Below are 17,607 nucleotides of genomic sequence, written 5' to 3' on the forward strand. Positions count from 1 at the left end.
TTTGTTAACCTTAATTTAAAACTTTTGTGTTGTAAAAATCTGTGTAGGCATCTGCAAATTCTTCTCTGTTTTTATATTCAAGAACTGGCTTTTCAAGACCGGTGAGATATTCTTGAACATCCGCAGGAATTTCCTCAGATGCAATTACTACGGCATCCGAATGATCCACAGCAACTTTTAGAAGGTTAGAGTAGTTTGGTTCAGCAAGTATTTCTACAGCGCCATCTCCAATATTATCAAATTTGATTTTATTGAGCATTTCTGCATCTAAAGTTCCGTCAAATTCTTGTTTGTAAACAGAAGTAACAATTTTACTATCTGTAAACAATGGTTCGTCTTTGTAATATTTACGTAAGTATAAAGGCAATAAAGAAGCCATCCAACCGTGAACGTGAATGATGTCTGGTGCCCAATTTAATTTCTTTACAGTTTCAATCACACCTTTTGCAAAGAAAATAGCGCGTTCGTCATTGTCTGGAAAAAGATTTCCTTCTTCATCTGTAAACGTAGCTTTGCGTTTAAAGTATTCTTCATTGTCAATAAAATATACTTGTATTCTTTCTTTAGGTATAGAAGCTACCTTGATAATCAATGGCATATCCATATCATTGATTACTAAATTCATTCCCGATAAACGAATTACTTCATGCAATTGATGTCTTCTCTCATTAATATTTCCAAAACGTGGCATAAATATCCTAATTTGCCCACCTTTGCTATTAACCATTTTTGGTGCTTCAAACGACATGGAGGAGATTTCAGTCTCTGGCAAATATGGTACTACTTCAGATGAAACGTATAAGACTCTTTTATTATTCATAAAAATACTTTTCCTTTAATAATTCAGCGTAAAACATGCAAAATTACAAAAATTATGCAGATTAACAGTAATATATTAAGTTTGCAAGCTGTTAATTTTTTCAAAATGACTACATTCTACACCCAAAATACACTAAAAAATTATGTCCAAACAGAGAAATCTGCTGGAAAAACTATTGGATTTGTTCCCACAATGGGCGCATTGCACAAAGGACATTTATCCTTGGTAAGGAACGCTATGACTGATAATGATATTGTATGTGTAAGTGTTTTTGTGAATCCTACGCAGTTTGACAACGCCACCGATTTAGAAAAATATCCACGTACCTTAGAAGCCGATGTAGAATTATTAAAAACTTTAGGAAAAAACATTTTTATATACGCTCCTAGCATAAAAGACATCTACGAAACGGACGTTGAAGCAGAAAAATTTAGTTTTGACGGTTTGGAGTTTGAAATGGAAGGAAAATTCAGAACAGGACATTTTGACGGTGTTGGCACCATTGTAAAAAGACTGCTTGAAATTGTGACGCCACACAAAGCGTATTTCGGCGAAAAAGATTTTCAACAATTAATGATCATCAAAAAACTCGTTTCCAAATACAAGATTCCTGTAGAAATTATTGGTTGCAGCATATTCCGTGAAGCTTCTGGCTTGGCAATGAGTTCTCGAAATGAACGTCTTTCTGACGAAGCAAGAAAAGAAAGCGCTTTCATCTACAAAACGCTTTTAGAAGCCCAAAAAAAGTTTGGCACAAAAAGTGCTATGAAAGTAAAGGAATGGGTTCAGAAACAGTTCAATAAGCATCCGTTACTTACACTGGAGTATGTTGAAATTGCCAACATCAAAAACTTGAAAACTGTCAAACGCAAATCTAAAAACGAAACGTATCGCATCTTCATTGCTGCTTTTATTGAAGACATTCGACTAATAGACAATGTAGCATTGAATTAAAAACTTTAAAATCATTAACTTTGCCCCATGCAAATACACGTAGTAAAATCAAAAATACATAGAGTAAAAGTCACAGGAGCTGATTTAAACTATATTGGAAGCATCACTATTGATGAAGACCTTATGGACGCTGCAAATATTATTCAAGGAGAAAAAGTTCAAATTGTAAATAATAACAATGGCGAACGCCTTGAAACCTATGCAATTCCAGGTCCTAGAGGAAGTGGAGAAATTACCCTAAATGGCGCAGCAGCACGAAAAGTAGCCAAAGGAGATGTCCTTATTTTAATTACCTATGCCATGATGGACATTGAAAAGGCGAAAAAATTTAAACCTGCATTAGTATTCCCAAACGAAGCTGACAACACACTTACCTAATTGAAAATAAAAACATCTAAAATATTAAAAATACTACTCCCATTACTATTGGGAGTTTTTTTAGTTTGGTATTCTTTGTCCAAAACACCACTAGAAGAACTGATAGAACATTTTAAAAAAGCAGATTATACGTGGGTGTTTTTGGGTGTTTTCTGTGGAATATTAAGTCACCTTTCTCGAGCCTATCGCTGGCGATTTATGCTAGAACCTTTAGGCTACAAACCGAAATATGGAAACAGCATCATGGCAGTTTTTGTGGCGTATTTGGCAAACTTAGGCATTCCACGATCAGGAGAAGCTTTGCGCGCATTAACACTGACAAACTATGAGGACATTCCGTTTGAAAAAGGATTTGGAACCATTGTCGCCGAACGTGTTGCCGACTTAATTGTATTGCTGTTCGTCATTGGAATTACACTTTTTATGCAGTTTGATTTTATCTGGGATTTACTCATGAAAAAACTCGATCCCACAAAAATCACATTACTGCTCATTGCTGCAATTGTTGGCGGAATAACTTTGATCATTTTTATCAGAAGAGCCAAAAAAGGCATCGCACTCAAAATAAAAAACTTTATCATTGGCGTGTTTGAAGGTGCTACAAGCATTCTAAAAATGAAACGCAAATGGGCATTTATATTCCACACGCTCTTTATTTGGGCAATGTACATCCTAATGTTTTATATCACCATGCTTTCGGTAGAAGATTTACACGGCAACGTTCCTTTAGGTGCTGTTTTAATAGCGTTCATCGCAGGAAGTTTCAGTATTGCTGTCACCAATGGCGGAACAGGTGCATATCCGTTGGCAATTGCAGCAGCTTTTTCACTATTTTACATAGAACGAACTCCTAGTGAAGCATTCGGTTGGATCATGTGGGCTTCGCAAACCTTGATGATTATAATTTTAGGCGGATTATCTTTTCTGTATTTGCCTATTTTTAATCGCAAAAAAAATCTTTAACTTGTGAACCCAAACCAACCTATCCACAACATGAAAAAGTATCTCATGCTATGTTTTGCGTTTGTATGTTTTTCCACCATCCATGCGCAAACTACTCTTGAAAAAATAAAATCCAAAAAACTAAATGAAACCCGCGATGTACAATTGTATGTTCCAGAAGATTATTCTGACGACAAAGTATATCCAATTATTGTAGTGTTAGATGCACATTATCTGTTTGAAAGTGTCGTTGCCAACTCAAAATATTACAGCTATTGGGACGAAATGCCAGAATGTATTGTGGTTGGTATCAATCAAAACAAAACAGAAGATCGAGCAAATGAATGCGCCTACAATGATGCTAGTGGCTTGCCAGAAAAAAAAGCATCTCAATTTTTTGAATTTATCGGAATGGAATTAATTCCGTTCATCGAAAAAAATTACAATACTGCTAATTTTAAAATGGTGGTGGGACATGATCTCACAGCAAATTTTATAAATTATTACTTGTTCAAAGAAGTGCCATTGTTTGATGCGTATATCAATCTCAGTCCCTATTTTGCTCCAAAAATGGAAGATCGAATCGTGAAACGCTTGGAAGAATTTGAAACGAAAAAATTCTACTACTTAGCCACTTCTGATGAAGACACTAAAAAAGAAGCCAAACGAATCAGAGGTTTCAACGAATCGCTCAAAACGCTCAAAACGCTCAAAAACGAAAACATTTTTTACTATTACGATGACTTTACAGAAGCCAATCACAACTCGTTAGCGGTTCAGGCAATTCCAAGAGCAATGAGTAAAATATTTACAATCTATCGTCCGATAAGCGTTAAAGAATACAAAGAAAAAATCGTCACGCTAAAAACATCTCCATACTTGTATTTAATGGACAAATACAAAACAATTAAAGACCTTTTCGGATTTGAAAAGCGCGTGACTGTAAACGATTTTATGGCAATTTATGCGGCTGTTCGAAAAGCAAAAAACAATGAAGATTTAGAACTTTTAGCCAAACTAGGCAAAAAAGAATATCCTGATACTGCACTATTTCATTTTTTTATGGGCGAATATTATGAAAAAATTGGAAAGCCAAAAAAAGCATTACGCATGTATCAAAATGGTTTTAGTATGAGTCCAATAGATTTCATCACGAAAGATTTAATGCTCGACAAAGCAGACAAACTTAAACAAGACTTCGGTTGGTAATATGGCAAAAGTAAAAACGACCTTTTTCTGTCAAAACTGTGGCACACAATTTTCAAAATGGCAAGGACAATGTTCTTCCTGCAAACAATGGAATACGATTGTGGAAGAAGTCATTCAAAAAGAAGTAAAAGCCAATTGGCAACAACAAGAAAAAGGGCGTACTACACGTGTTGCAAAACCAACATTGGTTCACGAAATAAGTTCGGCTACTGAAAAACGCTTACCAACGACCGATCAAGAACTGGACAGAGTTCTTGGTGGCGGCATTGTACCTGGATCGTTAATTTTGCTCGGTGGCGAACCTGGCATTGGAAAAAGCACCTTGTTGCTTCAAATTTCCTTAAAATTGCCCTATAAAACCTTGTATGTTTCTGGTGAGGAAAGTCAGAAACAAATAAAAATGCGTGCCGAACGCATCAGTCAAAAAAGCTCCAATTGTTTTGTGTTGACCGAAACCAAAACACAAAATATCTTCAAGCAAATTGCAGAAGTCAAACCTGATATTGTCGTCATTGATTCCATTCAAACCTTACATTCAGACTATATTGAATCGTCTGCGGGAAGCATTTCACAAATCCGAGAATGTACTACGGAATTGATCAAATTTGCCAAAGAAAGTGGCATTCCTGTATTTTTGATCGGACACATTACAAAAGATGGAAATATTGCGGGACCTAAAATTTTGGAACACATGGTCGATACGGTTTTACAGTTTGAAGGCGATCGAAATCATGTCTATCGAATTTTACGTTCACTAAAAAATCGTTTCGGTTCTACCTCCGAATTGGGAATTTACGAAATGCTCTCCGATGGTTTGCGCGAAGTCAGCAATCCGTCCGAAATCCTCATTTCACAAAATGCTGATGAACTCAGCGGAACCGCCATTGCAGCTACTTTGGAAGGTGCACGACCGTTAATGATCGAAATTCAAGCGTTGGTGAGTACAGCTGTATACGGAACGCCGCAAAGAAGCACCACAGGCTACAATGCCAAACGTTTGAATATGTTGTTGGCCGTGTTGGAAAAACGCGCAGGTTTTAAATTGGCCGCAAAAGATGTTTTTCTAAATATTACAGGCGGAATCAGTATTGATGACACTGCGATTGATTTAGCCGTGATTGCTGCCATTCTTTCTAGCAATGAAGATGAAGAAATTTCGAAAACCAATTGTTTTGCTGCGGAAATCGGATTGGCAGGGGAAATTCGTCCCGTCAATCGAATTGATCAACGTATTTTAGAAGCTGAAAAACTAGGGTTTACCACATTTTTTGCTTCCAAACACAATAAAATCTCCTTGAAAAACACCAAAATAAACATCGTACTCATCTCAAGAATTGAAGATTTGGTAGCAAACTTATTTTAGAAAAATACTGCATTAAAGCTATTGCGAGTCTGAGACTCGCAATAACGTTTGAAATTTTAATTATACTTTGGAATTCTAAGCAGCAGGATTTGGAATTTCATTATGAATTTCGTTGATCGCATCCAAAATTTCTTGTGACAATACTACATCAATACTGGCAATATTTTCTTTAAGTTGCTCCATTTTACTGGCTCCAATAATATTTCCTGTCACAAATGGTTGTTGGTTGATAAACGCTAAGGACATTTGCGCCAAACTCAAACCGTGTTTTTGTGCTAAATCGTAATATTTTTGCGTAGCTTTTGTTGCTTCTTCGCCGCTGTAACGTGCAAATCTTGGAAATAACGTTAAACGTGCATCTTTGGGCAATTTTCCACCCAAGTATTTTCCTGAAAGTACACCAAAAGCCATCGGAGAATACGCCAACAAGCCAACGCCTTCTTGCATCGCGATCTCGGACAAGCCAGAATCAAAACTTCTGCATAATAACGAATATGCATTTTGAATCGTGACCATACGTGGCAATCCTTTTTTGGATTCTTCCAAATAGCGCATGGTTCCCCACGGTGTTTCATTGGAGATTCCTACTTGACGAATTTTCCCTTCTTTGATCAATTCGTCCAAAGTAGCTAAACTTTCATGAAAATTGTATTCCCACGGATCATTTGGATTGTGATTGTAAATTCGTTCTCCAAATGTGTTTGTAGTTCGCTCCGGCCAATGCAATTGGTATAAATCTATATAATCGGTTTGTAAGCGTTGCAAACTTTTTTCTACCGCATCTTTAATAGCTGCTGGTTTGAAACCTGTTGTACGAATGTGCGCTGTATAATCACCTGGACCAGCAATTTTTGTTGCCAACACCACTTTATCACGATTTCCTGATTTTTTAAACCAAGTTCCGATAATGCGTTCTGTTTCTGCGTAGGTTTCTGCGGTTGCGGGCACAGGATACAATTCGGCAGTGTCAAAAAAGTTCACACCTTGTGCAAAAGCGTAATCCATTTGTTCATGACCTTCGGCTTCGGTGTTTTGATTTCCCCAAGTCATGGTTCCTAAGCAGATTTTGCTGACTTCAATATCCGTATGTGGAATTTTTGAGTATTTCATTTTCTTTTTTTTGTTTTTTGTTTCACAGCGCTTCTCGATACAAAATTTCTTTGAAATTTCACTCGAAGTGACGTTTGGTTGTTATTTTTCTTTTTCGGTTTTTTTAATTTTCTTTTTTTGTTTGATGTGCATTAAGGATTGAGCTATTGTTGGAGCTCTTTTGTAAAGTGGATTCCTGCCTACGCAGGAATGACAGTTTACAAAAAGCGACTAGCGAAAGCCTGACCTCCATTTTTCTTGGAGGAAATGCCCAAATTATTATTTTCATTTTACCATATTGACTTCCGATAGATTTCCGCCTTCATCTCGACTGCGCTCGATGTGACACGCGAAATGCAAAATTAAGCTTCTATTTCGACCAAAATTGGACAGTGATCAGAGTGTTTTGCTTCGGGTAAAATGGTAGCTCTTGTAATATTGTCTTTTAACGGTTCGCTCACCATGTTGTAATCAATACGCCAGCCTTTGTTGTTGTTTCGAGCGTTTGCGCGATAACTCCACCAACTATAGTGATGCGGTTCTTTGTTTAAGTGACGAAACGAATCAATGAATCCGCTGTCGATAAAACTTCCAATCCACGCGCGTTCTTCGGGTAAAAACCCTGAAACACCTTTCATTTTTGGGTTGTGAATGTCTATTTCTTCATGGCAAATATTGTAATCGCCACACACGACTAAGTTTGGAATTTCGTTGCGCAAATTCGTCAAATATTCTTTGATTTCGTCCATGTATTGAAATTTGAAGCTGAGTCGCGCATCGTTAGTTCCCGATGGCAAATACATGCTCATGATGGAAATGTTATCATAATCGACACGCAAGTTGCGTCCTTCAAAATCCATCGTTTCAATGCCCGTTCCGTATTCCACATGATTGGGTTCTTCTTTACACAAAATTGCCACGCCGCTGTAGCCTTTTTTTTGTGCGCTAAACCAATAATGATAGTTGTAACCAGCTTCTTCAAAAGCTTCCAAATCGAGTTGTTCTTTTTGTGCTTTTGTTTCTTGAATACAAACTACATCAGGATTGGCTTGTTGCAGCCATTCGAGGAATCCTTTTTTGATAGCAGCACGAATTCCGTTTACGTTGTAAGAGATAATTTTCACACTTGTATTTCTTTATTTTATGAAGTTGAAAATTCGTCAAATCGCATCAAGTTCGGTTTCTCTTAACAGTAAACAATCACTTGTGTGAGATTCTGGATCAAGTCCAAAATGACGCCTCTTCAGACTTTTTATTGTATTTGTACTATTCTTTGTGATAAGAAGCAAGGAAAAAACTATTCCTCTTCGTTATCAGTGAGTCTTCGTTCTAGTTCGGCTTGAAATTCTTCCATGACAGGTTTTACCGTACTTTCTGGAAGATCCGCAATGCGAATGTACATTAAACCATCAACCGCATTATTGAACAACGGATCTACGTTGAACGCAATGACTTTTGCATTTTGCTTTACATATTTTTTGATCAGTACTGGCATACGCAAACTTCCTGGTTCTATTTCGTCAATGATTTTATCGAACTTGTTTAAATCAGCTTCCGTTTCATCGAAAATAAAGTCTTTGTCAGCATCTTTCAGTTTGACTTTGAATTCTTTTTTAGGGTGAATGTATTGCGCAATGTATGGATCGTAGTAATGCGATTTCATAAACTCAATCATCAATGATTTGGAGAAGTTTGAAAACTTGTTACTGATACTTACGCCACCAATAAGATATTTGTGTTCTGGATGACGCAAGGTTGTGTGTACAATTCCTTTCCACAATAAAAATAATGGCATTGGTTTTTGCTGATATTCTTTGATGATGAATGCGCGTCCCATTTCAATGGATTGACTCATCATTTTGTGTAATTCTGGTTCAAAACGGAATAAGTCTTGCAGATAAAAACCATCAATACCGTAGTTTGCATAAATCTGACTTCCTAAGCCCATTCGGTATGCACCTGCAAGTTTTTTTGCTACGCTATCCCACAAAAACATGTGATGATAGTAGTAGTCAAATTTATCTAAATCAATCGCTTTGTTGGTTCCTTCCCCAATTTCACGAAACGTAATTTCACGAAGTCTTCCCATTTCGCGTAATACATTCGGTATTTCGGAAGCTTCTGCTAAAAATACTTGATAGTTTTTACTCGTGAGCAAATGGTGTTTTTTAGATAGACTTTCAACTTCTTTTTGAATGACTTCCGCAGAAACTGGCGTAATAATTTGCTTTGGTGATTTTGGAATTTTTAAAGATGTTGGTACTTTACTCAACAAGTTTTGCTTTTCATACGTGTTGGATAACATGTATGTTTTTTTGCGAAGAAACTCTGTAAAATCTGCCAAGCTCTCATGTTCATTTTGTGCTTTTACGGAAATTGGCTTTCCAATTCGCACTTTAATGACTCTATTTTTTTGAGTTAATAGTTCTGATGGCAATTTTGCTGTTCTGAACGTGTCACTAATTCTTGCAAGTCTGTAAAAGAAGCGACTATTTTTTGCGTGAAAGTAGATTGGTACGACAGGAACTTTGGCTTTTTGCACCAATTTCATGGCAGCTTCTTCCCAAGGTTTGTCTACAATTAATTTCCCGTCTTTATAGGTTGAAACTTCTCCTGCTGGAAAAATACCTAATGGTTTTCCTTCGCGCAAGTGCATGATAGATTGTTTGAAACCTGCCAAACTTGATTTGACGCCTTTGTGATCTTCAAAAGGATTCACAGGCATTACGTAGGGTTTTAATGGATCTACGCGATGTAATAGGAAATTTGCAATGATTTTGTAGTCTGGCCGTTGCTCTACCATAAGTTTTAGCAACAAAATTCCGTCAATTCCACCAAGTGGATGATTGGAAATGGTTACATACGCACCATCTTTGGGAAGACGTTTCAAATCTTCCTCTGGAATTTCAAATTTAATCTTATACTCATCTAATAGCGCATTTAGAAATTCTAAATCATCAAGATGTTTATGTTTGTCATAAATTTTGTTCACATCAGATATGCGCAATACTTTCATCAAAACCCAACCTACGAAGGTTCCGATAAAGCCATATTTATCTAATTTGACAGCTTTTGCAACTTCTTTAGCAGTTACCAATCCCATATATTTACTTTAAGGCGAATTACAAATATAGGAAAACAACCTTAATTAAAGTCATTTATTTCACAACTAGCTGAATCGTTTGATCGGCGCGCTGTTCTAACAGAATTTCTTTGTCTTTCTGTAAACCCTCAATCGCTGATTCTGTAAAGTGTCGGATGGTATACAACGACACATTTTCATGATGTGTAACTTTGAATTTTGAACGCAGCGTTTTGAGCAATTTTTCTAATTTATTAAACTTATTATCCACACATACCGAAAAACTAATGGCAGAGTTTTGAATTACGTCTACTTTCATCTTGCAATCGTGTAGTAATTTGAAGATTTCACTGATGTTATTTTCTACAATAAAAGAGAAATCTAACGACGAAAGTGATATCAATACTTGATTCTTTTTCACGATAAAACACGGAACATTTGGGTTAATTCCCGAACCTTTTGCCACCGCAGTTCCATCTACTTTTGGGTTTAGGAACGACTTTACAAACAACGGGATTTCCTTGCGTTGTAAAGGTTGTAATGTTTTTGGATGAATGACCGATGCGCCGTAAAATGCCAACTCAATTGCTTCCCGATAAGAAATATTGTGTAACAATTGCGCATTTTCAAAATAACGCGGATCGGCATTTAACACACCAGGAACATCTTTCCAAATGGTAACACTTTCTGCATTTAAACAATACGCAAAAATGGCCGCTGTGTAATCGGAACCTTCACGACCGAGCGTTGTGGTAAAGTTATTGGGATCGCTTCCTATAAATCCTTGTGTAATGTTGAGCTTATTGCGATTTACTTTCTGCTTGATGTTTTCCTGCGTCGCTTCCCAATTGACTTTCGCATCACGGTAATTTGTATCGGTTTTGATCATTTCGCGCGTATCAAGCCAAGTATTTTCAATGGAAATACTGTTTAAATACGCACTCACGATGGTGGTGGAAATTAATTCTCCAAACGACACCAATTGATCGTACACATAGTTGTAATCTGGCGATTTGTTTCGTCCTAAAAAGCCTTGCATTTCTTCAAAAAACCGGGTTACTTTTCCAAAAATCGGATGCTGTTCGTTTGGAAATAAATCCAACAGAATTTCATTGTGATATTTGGCAATTTCTTGAATAGACGCTTGTAATTCTTTGCTTTCTTCAATGTAGTTTTTGATGACCACTTCAATAGCGTTTGTAGTTTTTCCCATTGCAGAAACTACGATAAGTGTATTGTCATAACCAACTTGTTGCAAGACATTGACCAAGTTTTTAACACCATTCGCATCTTTTACAGACGCTCCACCAAATTTGAATATTTTCATAACAAAATTTTATTTTGTTGTTCCCGCGCAGGCGGGAATCAGTTTTATTTTTTAGATCAATTATATTTTCAAAGTACTTCTCGATACAAAATTTTATACTAAAATTTCACTAGAAGTGACGAGTTGTATTCATAATTACTGAATTTTCAAATTAAACAGCACACTACAAAAGAAACAGATTGCTTCGGCTATCGCCTCGCAAAGACGTTTCAAACATCTCAATACTCAATACTAACATCTCACATCTTACTTTCCAAATACTTTCCAATACCGCGTTCATCCAATTGTACCACATGCCAATCGCGCATAACGTTTGCTCCGATGTGTTCGTAAAAATCAATCGCTGGCGTGTTCCAATCTAGCACTTCCCAACTAATGCGTTTAACGCCCAATTCGTTGCCAAATTTAATGACTTCCCGTAACAAATTGCCACCAATTCCTTTGCCGCGCGCTTTTTCGCTTACAATTAAATCTTCTAAATGCAATACTTCGCCTTTCCAAGTAGAATAGCGCATGTACACCAGCGCAATTCCTAGTACTTCTTCAGCGGTTTCTGCTACAAAACAATGAAATTTAGGATGTGCTTCAAAACCATCTTTTCGTAAATCGTCGGGCGTAATGATGACAGCATCAGCTTCTTTTTCAAAGATTGCCAACTCATTAATCAGTCGGAAAATAGCAGCTACATCTGTAGCAACGGCTTTTCGGATGGAATAGTTCATATATTTTAAAATTTACACAAAGGTAACAAGGGAAATATTATAATTTTTACGAAAACGTTATAGTTTTACAAAATTACCGATATTTGTGATCTAAGAAACAAAGTATACAACATGGCGAAAAAAAATCAAACTTTAGGAGAGTTTATTATTGAAAATCAAGCTGAATTCAAATATTCTTCTGGAGAGCTTTCCCGATTGATCAATTCCATACGACTTGCGGCAAAAGTGGTGAATCATGAAGTGAATAAGGCTGGATTGGTAGATATTATCGGCGCGGCTGGTGACACCAATATTCAAGGTGAAGACCAGCAAAAGCTAGATGTATACGCCAATGAAAAGTTTATTCAAACCATGAGCAACCGAAATATTGTTTGTGGAATTGGCTCGGAAGAGAACGATGATTTTATCGCAATTAATAGTTTGGACGAGAACAATCAAAATAAATATGTCGTACTGATTGATCCCCTAGATGGTTCTTCTAATATAGATGTAAATGTTTCTGTGGGAACTATTTTTTCGGTATACCGAAGAGTGACTCCTGTGGGAACACCTGTTACGATTGATGATTTTCTACAAGAAGGAAATAAGCAAGTGGCGGCAGGGTATGTCATCTACGGAACGTCTACCATGTTGGTATACACCACGGGGCACGGTGTCAATGGTTTTACCTTAAATCCTGCGATTGGAACGTTTTATTTATCGCATCCAAACATGCAATTTCCAGAAACGGGACGCATTTATTCTATCAATGAAGGGAATTATGCACATTTCCCGCAAGGTGTGAAAGATTATATTAAATATTGTCAAAAGGAAGAAGAAGATCGTCCGTATACGTCGCGTTACATTGGTTCGCTGGTCTCAGATTTTCATAGAAACTTGATCAAAGGCGGTATTTATATATATCCACAAACTTCGAAAGCACCTGACGGAAAACTACGATTGTTGTACGAGTGCAATCCGATGGCTTTTTTAGCGGAACAAGCGAACGGCCTAGCTTCCGATGGTTTTCAGCGCATCATGGATGTTAAACCTACAGAGTTGCATCAACGTGTTCCAATTTTTTGTGGCAGTCGTAAAATGGTAGAAAAAGCCAAGCAGTTTATGAAGAACTCGTAGGAAAGTTACTCGCTTTCACAAAATTTGTTACTTTTGTTAAACCTGAGAACACTAAAACACTTCTACATACATGGCTACAAAAGGAGAAAATACCAACGATGCTGATCAAGCAAATCCGAGCATTACAGATCCTTCTACAAAGATTGAAGCAATTAAGAATTTAATTTTTGGAGAAAATATTCAAGAATATAATTCTGAGTTTGACAATATCAAAAATGATATTCTTTCCAAAAAGAAAGCACTTGAAAACTTGATTGAGGAAGTGCGTTCTGAATTGATTCAAAATATTGACAATTTAAGTACAGACTTGAATATTCGTATTACGGAATTGGAAGCGAATATCGAAAATAAGTTAGACGATTTAGACGAGAAAAAAGTAGATCGCAGGCAATTAGGTCAATTACTTATCAATCTTGGAGAAAAGATAGGAAAAGAGTAAACCACCTCATATCTTTTATGTGTATTTATGACGGAAGCTGATAAATTATCGTTATTGAAAGATTTATTACTCACGGATGATCGTGCGTATGCGGAGTCTATACATAAAAAAATTAAAGCGCTCGAAGACATTATTAACGAGCAAAAGAAACTTTCCGACAAGGTTGATCCAATTATTGACGAACGCTTAGAGGAGTTTATTGACGAAATTCCTGAAACACTCGGACCTACCATTACAGAAGCTTTAGCCGAACAGATAAAAAACTCCAAAGATCAAGTGGTGGAAGCGTTGTATCCGATTATGGGTAAAATGATTAAGAAGTATATTTCACAAGAAATTAGCTTACTTACAGAACGCATCAACCAACAATTGGAAGATAGTTTTTCGGCAAATAGTTGGAAGCGAAAATTTAGATCATGGTTTGGCGGCGTGCGTGAAGAAGAATTATTGTTGAGCGAATTGAACAAAATTTCGAAAGTAGAGCAAGTATTGGTCATTGAAAAAAATTCGGGCATGCTCATCGGGCAATATGCAAAAGAAGAAACCATTGACAAAGATATGGTGTCGGGCATGCTGACGGCGATTAAAAGTTTTGTGGAAGATGCTTTTCAGGGAAAAAGTCAAAATCTTGAACTGATTGAGTACGAATTGTATCATATTCATATTCAAAGTTTTGTATCTTTTTACGTGGCAGTTGCTATTTCTGGAGAATATAATCTTATCTTTAAGAACAAAATACAAGATATAATCTTTAATTTTACGGACAACTTCTTAAATTTATTTGATGATTTAAATCAAATTAAAGAAGAAGATATTACTAACGAATTAGAATTCTACTTTAGTACGAATGAAGAAAGCTTCTAAAAAAATAATTCTATTAGGTCACTTTGGTGTCGGAAAATCTTCGTTGATTCGACAATTTGTTGAAAATACATTTTCCACCGATTATAAAGTAACGATTGGAGTTCACATCTTGAAGAAAGAAGTGGAAATTTCACCTGATGAAATGGTTTCACTAATTATTTGGGATTTGGAAGGATACGACGATATTAAAAAAACTAGAGCTTCCTATTTGTTAGGAACACATGGTTTTATTTACGTATTTGATGTAACACGACCTGCGACCTTTGAGAATTTAAAGAACGACATTACCTACCTAACCAACCAATATGCTAATACGCCACTAAAAGTTGTGGGAAATAAAGTAGATTTGGTAACAAAAACATATTTAAAAGAGAACAAAGACATGTTTGGTGTGACGCCTGACTTTTTTACAAGTGCAAAAACAGGTGATAAAGTAAACGACATGTTCATTACACTGGCTAAAGAACTTGTGAAATAATTATGATGTTAGAAACGTACAGAGGAACTTATTTTCATCCTAGAACACAGTTTATAACTATTGACAAATCCGGAAATGTATTGGAAAGCGACAATGTTCTTTTTTCGTTAAAGAAAGGAGATTCACTGAGTTCTGTGAGTGCATTTTTTGAAGGACTTTCCGCGTATTTTGATACAGAGGAAGACAATGATATTAAATTTACATGTATCCATTTAGAAAGAAAAGATCAAAAAGAATATACCTGCGATATTGAGTTTAAAACCTTTGCTGCCGATCAACCTTCGTTAGTGATAATTCACGATTTTTCCGATCATTACAACTACTATCAAGAAGTAGCGCAGAGCCGTAATGAATCGGTGATCAATTCGCAAATTTTAGAGCTACAGAATAAATATCTCAAAGAAAAAGAAGACTTTAAAAATACGTTTATTGCTAATTTTAGTCACGAATTGCGCAATCCGTTAACGGGAATTACTGCCTTTTGTTCGGTGTTGGAAAAAACAGACATGACATTAGCGCAGCAAGATTTTGTAGAGGTCATTAAATCTTCTGGAGATCATTTAAAAAATATGATTGGCGATATTTTAGAAGTTTCTAAAATTGAAGTTGGAAAATTGGCGTTGAATGAAGAATTGTTCAACTTTCACGAACTTATTGAAATGTTGGAGTTTACCTACACCGTAAAAGCCAAGCAAAAAAATATAGCGTTTGAAGTTGATTTTGACGAGAAAATTCCAAAATATATTGAAGCTGATAAAACACGCCTCAAACAAGTTTTTGAAAATTTGATTGAAAATGCATTGAAGTTTACCACTTCTGGCAACGTAATGTTTGCCATCAAAGCCAATCAAAAAAGAGCACGTAAAGTGAATATCAACCTAAGCGTACAAGATACAGGAATTGGAATCCCAGCTGAAAAAATAGATTTAATTTTCAACAGTTTCACACAACTCAACGATTCACAAAAATTCAAAGGAACAGGTTTGGGTTTATCTATTGTTAAAGGTTTGGTGGAATTGATGGAAGGAAAAATGACCGTAGAAAGTGAAGAAGGTGTCGGTTCTACTTTTAAAATTAACATGAATTTAAAATATCCGATCAATCAAGAACAGACCTCTTTAGATAAGAAATCGGAAATTGAAAAGAAAAACTTTTTATCCAAAGAAAAATACAATATACTACTTGCAGAAGATTCAGAATTAGCGCAAATGGCGGTCTTAAAAATTCTAGCGCAAGAAGGGAATTTCTTTTTAGATATTATCACGAATGGCGAAGATGTAATTGAAAGTGTAATTCACAATGAATACGACTTAATTTTGATGGACATTCGCATGCCAGGAACACACGGAGACGAACTCACAAAAATGATTCGTTCACTTCCTGTGCAAAACTGCAAAACCATTCCAATTTTAGCGTTGACAGCTAATTTATACGATACCGACAAAAAACGTTACAAAAAAATGGGCATGACCGACATCATTGAAAAACCATTTGACGAAAGTACGCTGTTAAAGAAGATATATAAGTATTTGAAATAGACCTAAGTTGTCATTCCGCACTTGATGCCGAATCTACTCTTTTATGCTATTTAATAAATTTTTGCCTTTACTGAATTAAGTTCAGCAAAAGCTGCAGGAACGACACATAAAAAAGCCGAACTCATATCAAGTTCGGCTCTCTAATTTATAGTTCGTTTATTAACGATTCATATTTTTGATTTCATCTTTAAAATCGTCTAAATCGACACCTTTGCTAACAAGTAATAACGCTTTGTGTACAATATAGGGTACGTTTTCAGGAGAAAAACCTAACCCAATTCCCAAACGTTCTAAAAGTACCGTTTGTTTTGGTCCTAATTCTTGATCTGCAAATACCATACGCGCCAAATCGAACAAACGACTCAAACGTTCGCTATACATAATTGGTGGATTTATAGGATGCGATCTGTAATCTTTTAAAATCTCTTTATAATCACTCTCAGAGATATCTAAATGATGCGCCATTCTATCTAAAAAAGCTCTTTCTTCATCTGTAATAACACCATCACTCATCGCTACGCGAACAATCGCAGCAAAATGACTTTGATTTCTTTTGCGAAATCCACTTGAATATAAATTTGATATAGACATTTCTTAATATTTTGTCCTGCAAATATAATTATTCTATCGTCTTTTTTACAGTCTGATGCTTTATAATTTTCAACTTCCCAAATCCAAAATAAAATACGGTTGCTCTCCTTCTTTTACAGAAGTTACACCTTCAAAAAAAGTAGCGTCTTGTTCCATCATCTGTCCACAAATTTGATTGTGCACTTGAAAAAGAAATTCTTTCACGGAAAAACCGCTTTTGTTGTGGGTTTGTATGGTAAAATCTTCCTCAAACTGATCTTCGTCACCATTTTCATCTTCTCCCCAAAATTCGTATTGCACAGTGATTTTGGTAGCTTTGCTAAAAATACGATCAACATCAATTTGATGTTCTGGATTCACATCGTCGTTATAGGTAATTAATGCGTTTGAAAAAGTGGCAACATCGTTGTATTTTTCACCCGAAAAATTCCAATAAATATCATCGAGTGCATGTATAGATGTTTCAGCATCCACAGTATCTTTAGGTTGATTTCTTTCTTTATTAAAAGTACCAAAAAGACGTTTAAAAAAGCTCATAACATATTCCGTTTTAAAAATCAAATATAAGAAAATTTCCTACAAATATTTTTCGAATATCATTTCGAATCAAAAAAAGTGATAAGTGAAGTTTTATTCACATGCATAAAATAGTGATAAGTGCTTAAAATATTGGCTTCACTTTCTACCGATTCTTA

18 protein-coding genes are annotated in these 17,607 nt (G+C 35.9%); 10 read left to right on the forward strand and 8 right to left on the reverse strand.

Features of this window, described 5'->3' with window-relative positions:
• Positions 1–10: 10 nt before the first annotated feature.
• Positions 11–820 (reverse strand): glycogen/starch synthase, encoded by an 810-nt coding sequence (locus KORDIASMS9_RS03535; RefSeq protein ID WP_114901514.1) that lies wholly within the window; start codon positions 818–820, stop codon positions 11–13.
• Positions 821–925: 105 nt separating this feature from the next.
• Here KORDIASMS9_RS03535 and panC point away from each other — a divergent pair, with 105 nt between their 5' ends.
• From panC to radA, 5 genes are read left to right on the forward strand one after another with little or no spacing between them, the layout of a single operon-like run.
• Positions 926–1,774: a pantoate--beta-alanine ligase gene (gene panC / locus KORDIASMS9_RS03540; RefSeq protein WP_114901515.1), complete on the forward strand. Its 849-nt coding sequence runs from the start codon at positions 926–928 to the stop codon at positions 1,772–1,774.
• A gap of 27 nt (positions 1,775–1,801) precedes the next feature.
• Entirely contained in the window at positions 1,802–2,152 is a 351-nt protein-coding gene (panD, locus tag KORDIASMS9_RS03545; protein WP_114901516.1) for an aspartate 1-decarboxylase, read from the forward strand.
• Positions 2,153–3,115 carry a YbhN family protein gene (locus KORDIASMS9_RS03550; protein ID WP_371412753.1) on the forward strand — a complete coding sequence of 321 codons (963 nt, stop codon included), beginning with the start codon at positions 2,153–2,155 and terminating at the stop codon, positions 3,113–3,115.
• Positions 3,116–3,145: 30 nt separating this feature from the next.
• Positions 3,146–4,303 carry an alpha/beta hydrolase gene (locus KORDIASMS9_RS03555; RefSeq protein WP_240321118.1) on the forward strand — a complete coding sequence of 386 codons (1,158 nt, stop codon included), beginning with the start codon at positions 3,146–3,148 and terminating at the stop codon, positions 4,301–4,303.
• Position 4,304: 1 nt separating this feature from the next.
• Positions 4,305–5,666, forward strand: coding sequence for a DNA repair protein RadA (gene radA, locus KORDIASMS9_RS03560; RefSeq protein ID WP_114901517.1), 1,362 nt, complete (start codon positions 4,305–4,307; stop codon positions 5,664–5,666).
• A 75-nt stretch (positions 5,667–5,741) separates the two neighbouring features.
• Here the strand turns inward: radA and KORDIASMS9_RS03565 are convergent, their stop codons facing one another.
• The 5 genes from KORDIASMS9_RS03565 to KORDIASMS9_RS03585 all read right to left on the reverse strand — a co-directional run bounded on the left by KORDIASMS9_RS03565 (position 5,742) and on the right by KORDIASMS9_RS03585 (position 11,886).
• Positions 5,742–6,776, reverse strand: coding sequence for an NADP(H)-dependent aldo-keto reductase (locus KORDIASMS9_RS03565; protein ID WP_114901518.1), 1,035 nt, complete (start codon positions 6,774–6,776; stop codon positions 5,742–5,744).
• A 341-nt stretch (positions 6,777–7,117) separates the two neighbouring features.
• The gene (locus tag KORDIASMS9_RS03570) at positions 7,118–7,879 is read right to left on the reverse strand and encodes an exodeoxyribonuclease III (protein WP_114901519.1); all 762 of its coding nucleotides are present in this window, start codon (positions 7,877–7,879) and stop codon (positions 7,118–7,120) included.
• A gap of 173 nt (positions 7,880–8,052) precedes the next feature.
• A complete protein-coding gene (locus tag KORDIASMS9_RS03575; protein ID WP_114901520.1) occupies positions 8,053–9,858 on the reverse strand; it encodes a GNAT family N-acyltransferase in 1,806 nt (601 codons plus the stop codon).
• A 55-nt stretch (positions 9,859–9,913) separates the two neighbouring features.
• Positions 9,914–11,164 (reverse strand): aspartate kinase, encoded by a 1,251-nt coding sequence (locus KORDIASMS9_RS03580; RefSeq protein WP_114901521.1) that lies wholly within the window; start codon positions 11,162–11,164, stop codon positions 9,914–9,916.
• A gap of 239 nt (positions 11,165–11,403) precedes the next feature.
• Complete coding sequence (locus KORDIASMS9_RS03585) at positions 11,404–11,886, reverse strand: GNAT family N-acetyltransferase (RefSeq protein ID WP_114901522.1); 483 nt, start codon at positions 11,884–11,886, stop codon at positions 11,404–11,406.
• Positions 11,887–11,997: 111 nt separating this feature from the next.
• Between KORDIASMS9_RS03585 and fbp the strand changes: the two genes are divergently transcribed.
• The 5 genes from fbp (at position 11,998) to KORDIASMS9_RS03610 (ending at position 16,321) form a co-directional block, all read left to right on the forward strand.
• On the forward strand, positions 11,998–13,002 hold the full coding sequence (gene fbp / locus KORDIASMS9_RS03590; RefSeq protein WP_114901523.1) for a class 1 fructose-bisphosphatase: 1,005 nt from the start codon (positions 11,998–12,000) through the stop codon (positions 13,000–13,002).
• A gap of 70 nt (positions 13,003–13,072) precedes the next feature.
• The gene (locus KORDIASMS9_RS03595; RefSeq protein WP_205318029.1) at positions 13,073–13,441 is read left to right on the forward strand and encodes a fructose 1,6-bisphosphatase; all 369 of its coding nucleotides are present in this window, start codon (positions 13,073–13,075) and stop codon (positions 13,439–13,441) included.
• A 27-nt stretch (positions 13,442–13,468) separates the two neighbouring features.
• Positions 13,469–14,305 carry a cell envelope biogenesis protein OmpA gene (locus KORDIASMS9_RS03600; protein WP_114901524.1) on the forward strand — a complete coding sequence of 279 codons (837 nt, stop codon included), beginning with the start codon at positions 13,469–13,471 and terminating at the stop codon, positions 14,303–14,305.
• Entirely contained in the window at positions 14,289–14,783 is a 495-nt protein-coding gene (locus KORDIASMS9_RS03605) for a Rab family GTPase (RefSeq protein WP_114901525.1), read from the forward strand. The genes KORDIASMS9_RS03600 and KORDIASMS9_RS03605 overlap by 17 nt, the downstream gene beginning before the upstream one ends.
• Positions 14,784–14,785: 2 nt before the next feature.
• Positions 14,786–16,321 (forward strand): ATP-binding protein, encoded by a 1,536-nt coding sequence (locus KORDIASMS9_RS03610; RefSeq protein WP_114901526.1) that lies wholly within the window; start codon positions 14,786–14,788, stop codon positions 16,319–16,321.
• Between the two features lie 159 nt (positions 16,322–16,480).
• Here the strand turns inward: KORDIASMS9_RS03610 and KORDIASMS9_RS03615 are convergent, their stop codons facing one another.
• Together KORDIASMS9_RS03615 and KORDIASMS9_RS03620 are read right to left on the reverse strand one after the other, a co-directional pair.
• Positions 16,481–16,912: a TerB family tellurite resistance protein gene (locus KORDIASMS9_RS03615; RefSeq protein ID WP_114901527.1), complete on the reverse strand. Its 432-nt coding sequence runs from the start codon at positions 16,910–16,912 to the stop codon at positions 16,481–16,483.
• A 69-nt stretch (positions 16,913–16,981) separates the two neighbouring features.
• Positions 16,982–17,449, reverse strand: a complete 468-nt coding sequence (locus KORDIASMS9_RS03620; RefSeq protein WP_114901528.1) for a hypothetical protein — start codon at positions 17,447–17,449, stop codon at positions 16,982–16,984.
• Positions 17,450–17,607: the final 158 nt, after the last annotated feature.

The sequence above is a fragment of the Kordia sp. SMS9 genome (assembly GCF_003352465.1).
GTDB lineage: Bacteria > Bacteroidota > Bacteroidia > Flavobacteriales > Flavobacteriaceae > Kordia.

Excerpts from the sequence above, each read along its gene's own strand:
- KORDIASMS9_RS03535 (WP_114901514.1), bottom strand. The coding sequence starts at position 820 with ATGAATAATAAAAGAGTCTTATACGTTTCATCTGAAGTAGTACCATAT.
- panC (WP_114901515.1), top strand. The coding sequence starts at position 926 with ATGACTACATTCTACACCCAAAATACACTAAAAAATTATGTCCAAACA.
- panD (WP_114901516.1), top strand. The coding sequence starts at position 1,802 with ATGCAAATACACGTAGTAAAATCAAAAATACATAGAGTAAAAGTCACA.
- KORDIASMS9_RS03555 (WP_240321118.1), top strand. The coding sequence starts at position 3,146 with ATGAAAAAGTATCTCATGCTATGTTTTGCGTTTGTATGTTTTTCCACC.
- radA (WP_114901517.1), top strand. The coding sequence starts at position 4,305 with ATGGCAAAAGTAAAAACGACCTTTTTCTGTCAAAACTGTGGCACACAA.
- KORDIASMS9_RS03565 (WP_114901518.1), bottom strand. The coding sequence starts at position 6,776 with ATGAAATACTCAAAAATTCCACATACGGATATTGAAGTCAGCAAAATC.
- KORDIASMS9_RS03575 (WP_114901520.1), bottom strand. The coding sequence starts at position 9,858 with ATGGGATTGGTAACTGCTAAAGAAGTTGCAAAAGCTGTCAAATTAGAT.
- KORDIASMS9_RS03580 (WP_114901521.1), bottom strand. The coding sequence starts at position 11,164 with ATGAAAATATTCAAATTTGGTGGAGCGTCTGTAAAAGATGCGAATGGT.
- KORDIASMS9_RS03585 (WP_114901522.1), bottom strand. The coding sequence starts at position 11,886 with ATGAACTATTCCATCCGAAAAGCCGTTGCTACAGATGTAGCTGCTATT.
- fbp (WP_114901523.1), top strand. The coding sequence starts at position 11,998 with ATGGCGAAAAAAAATCAAACTTTAGGAGAGTTTATTATTGAAAATCAA.
- KORDIASMS9_RS03595 (WP_205318029.1), top strand. The coding sequence starts at position 13,073 with ATGGCTACAAAAGGAGAAAATACCAACGATGCTGATCAAGCAAATCCG.
- KORDIASMS9_RS03600 (WP_114901524.1), top strand. The coding sequence starts at position 13,469 with ATGACGGAAGCTGATAAATTATCGTTATTGAAAGATTTATTACTCACG.
- KORDIASMS9_RS03605 (WP_114901525.1), top strand. The coding sequence starts at position 14,289 with ATGAAGAAAGCTTCTAAAAAAATAATTCTATTAGGTCACTTTGGTGTC.
- KORDIASMS9_RS03610 (WP_114901526.1), top strand. The coding sequence starts at position 14,786 with ATGATGTTAGAAACGTACAGAGGAACTTATTTTCATCCTAGAACACAG.
- KORDIASMS9_RS03615 (WP_114901527.1), bottom strand. The coding sequence starts at position 16,912 with ATGTCTATATCAAATTTATATTCAAGTGGATTTCGCAAAAGAAATCAA.
- KORDIASMS9_RS03620 (WP_114901528.1), bottom strand. The coding sequence starts at position 17,449 with ATGAGCTTTTTTAAACGTCTTTTTGGTACTTTTAATAAAGAAAGAAAT.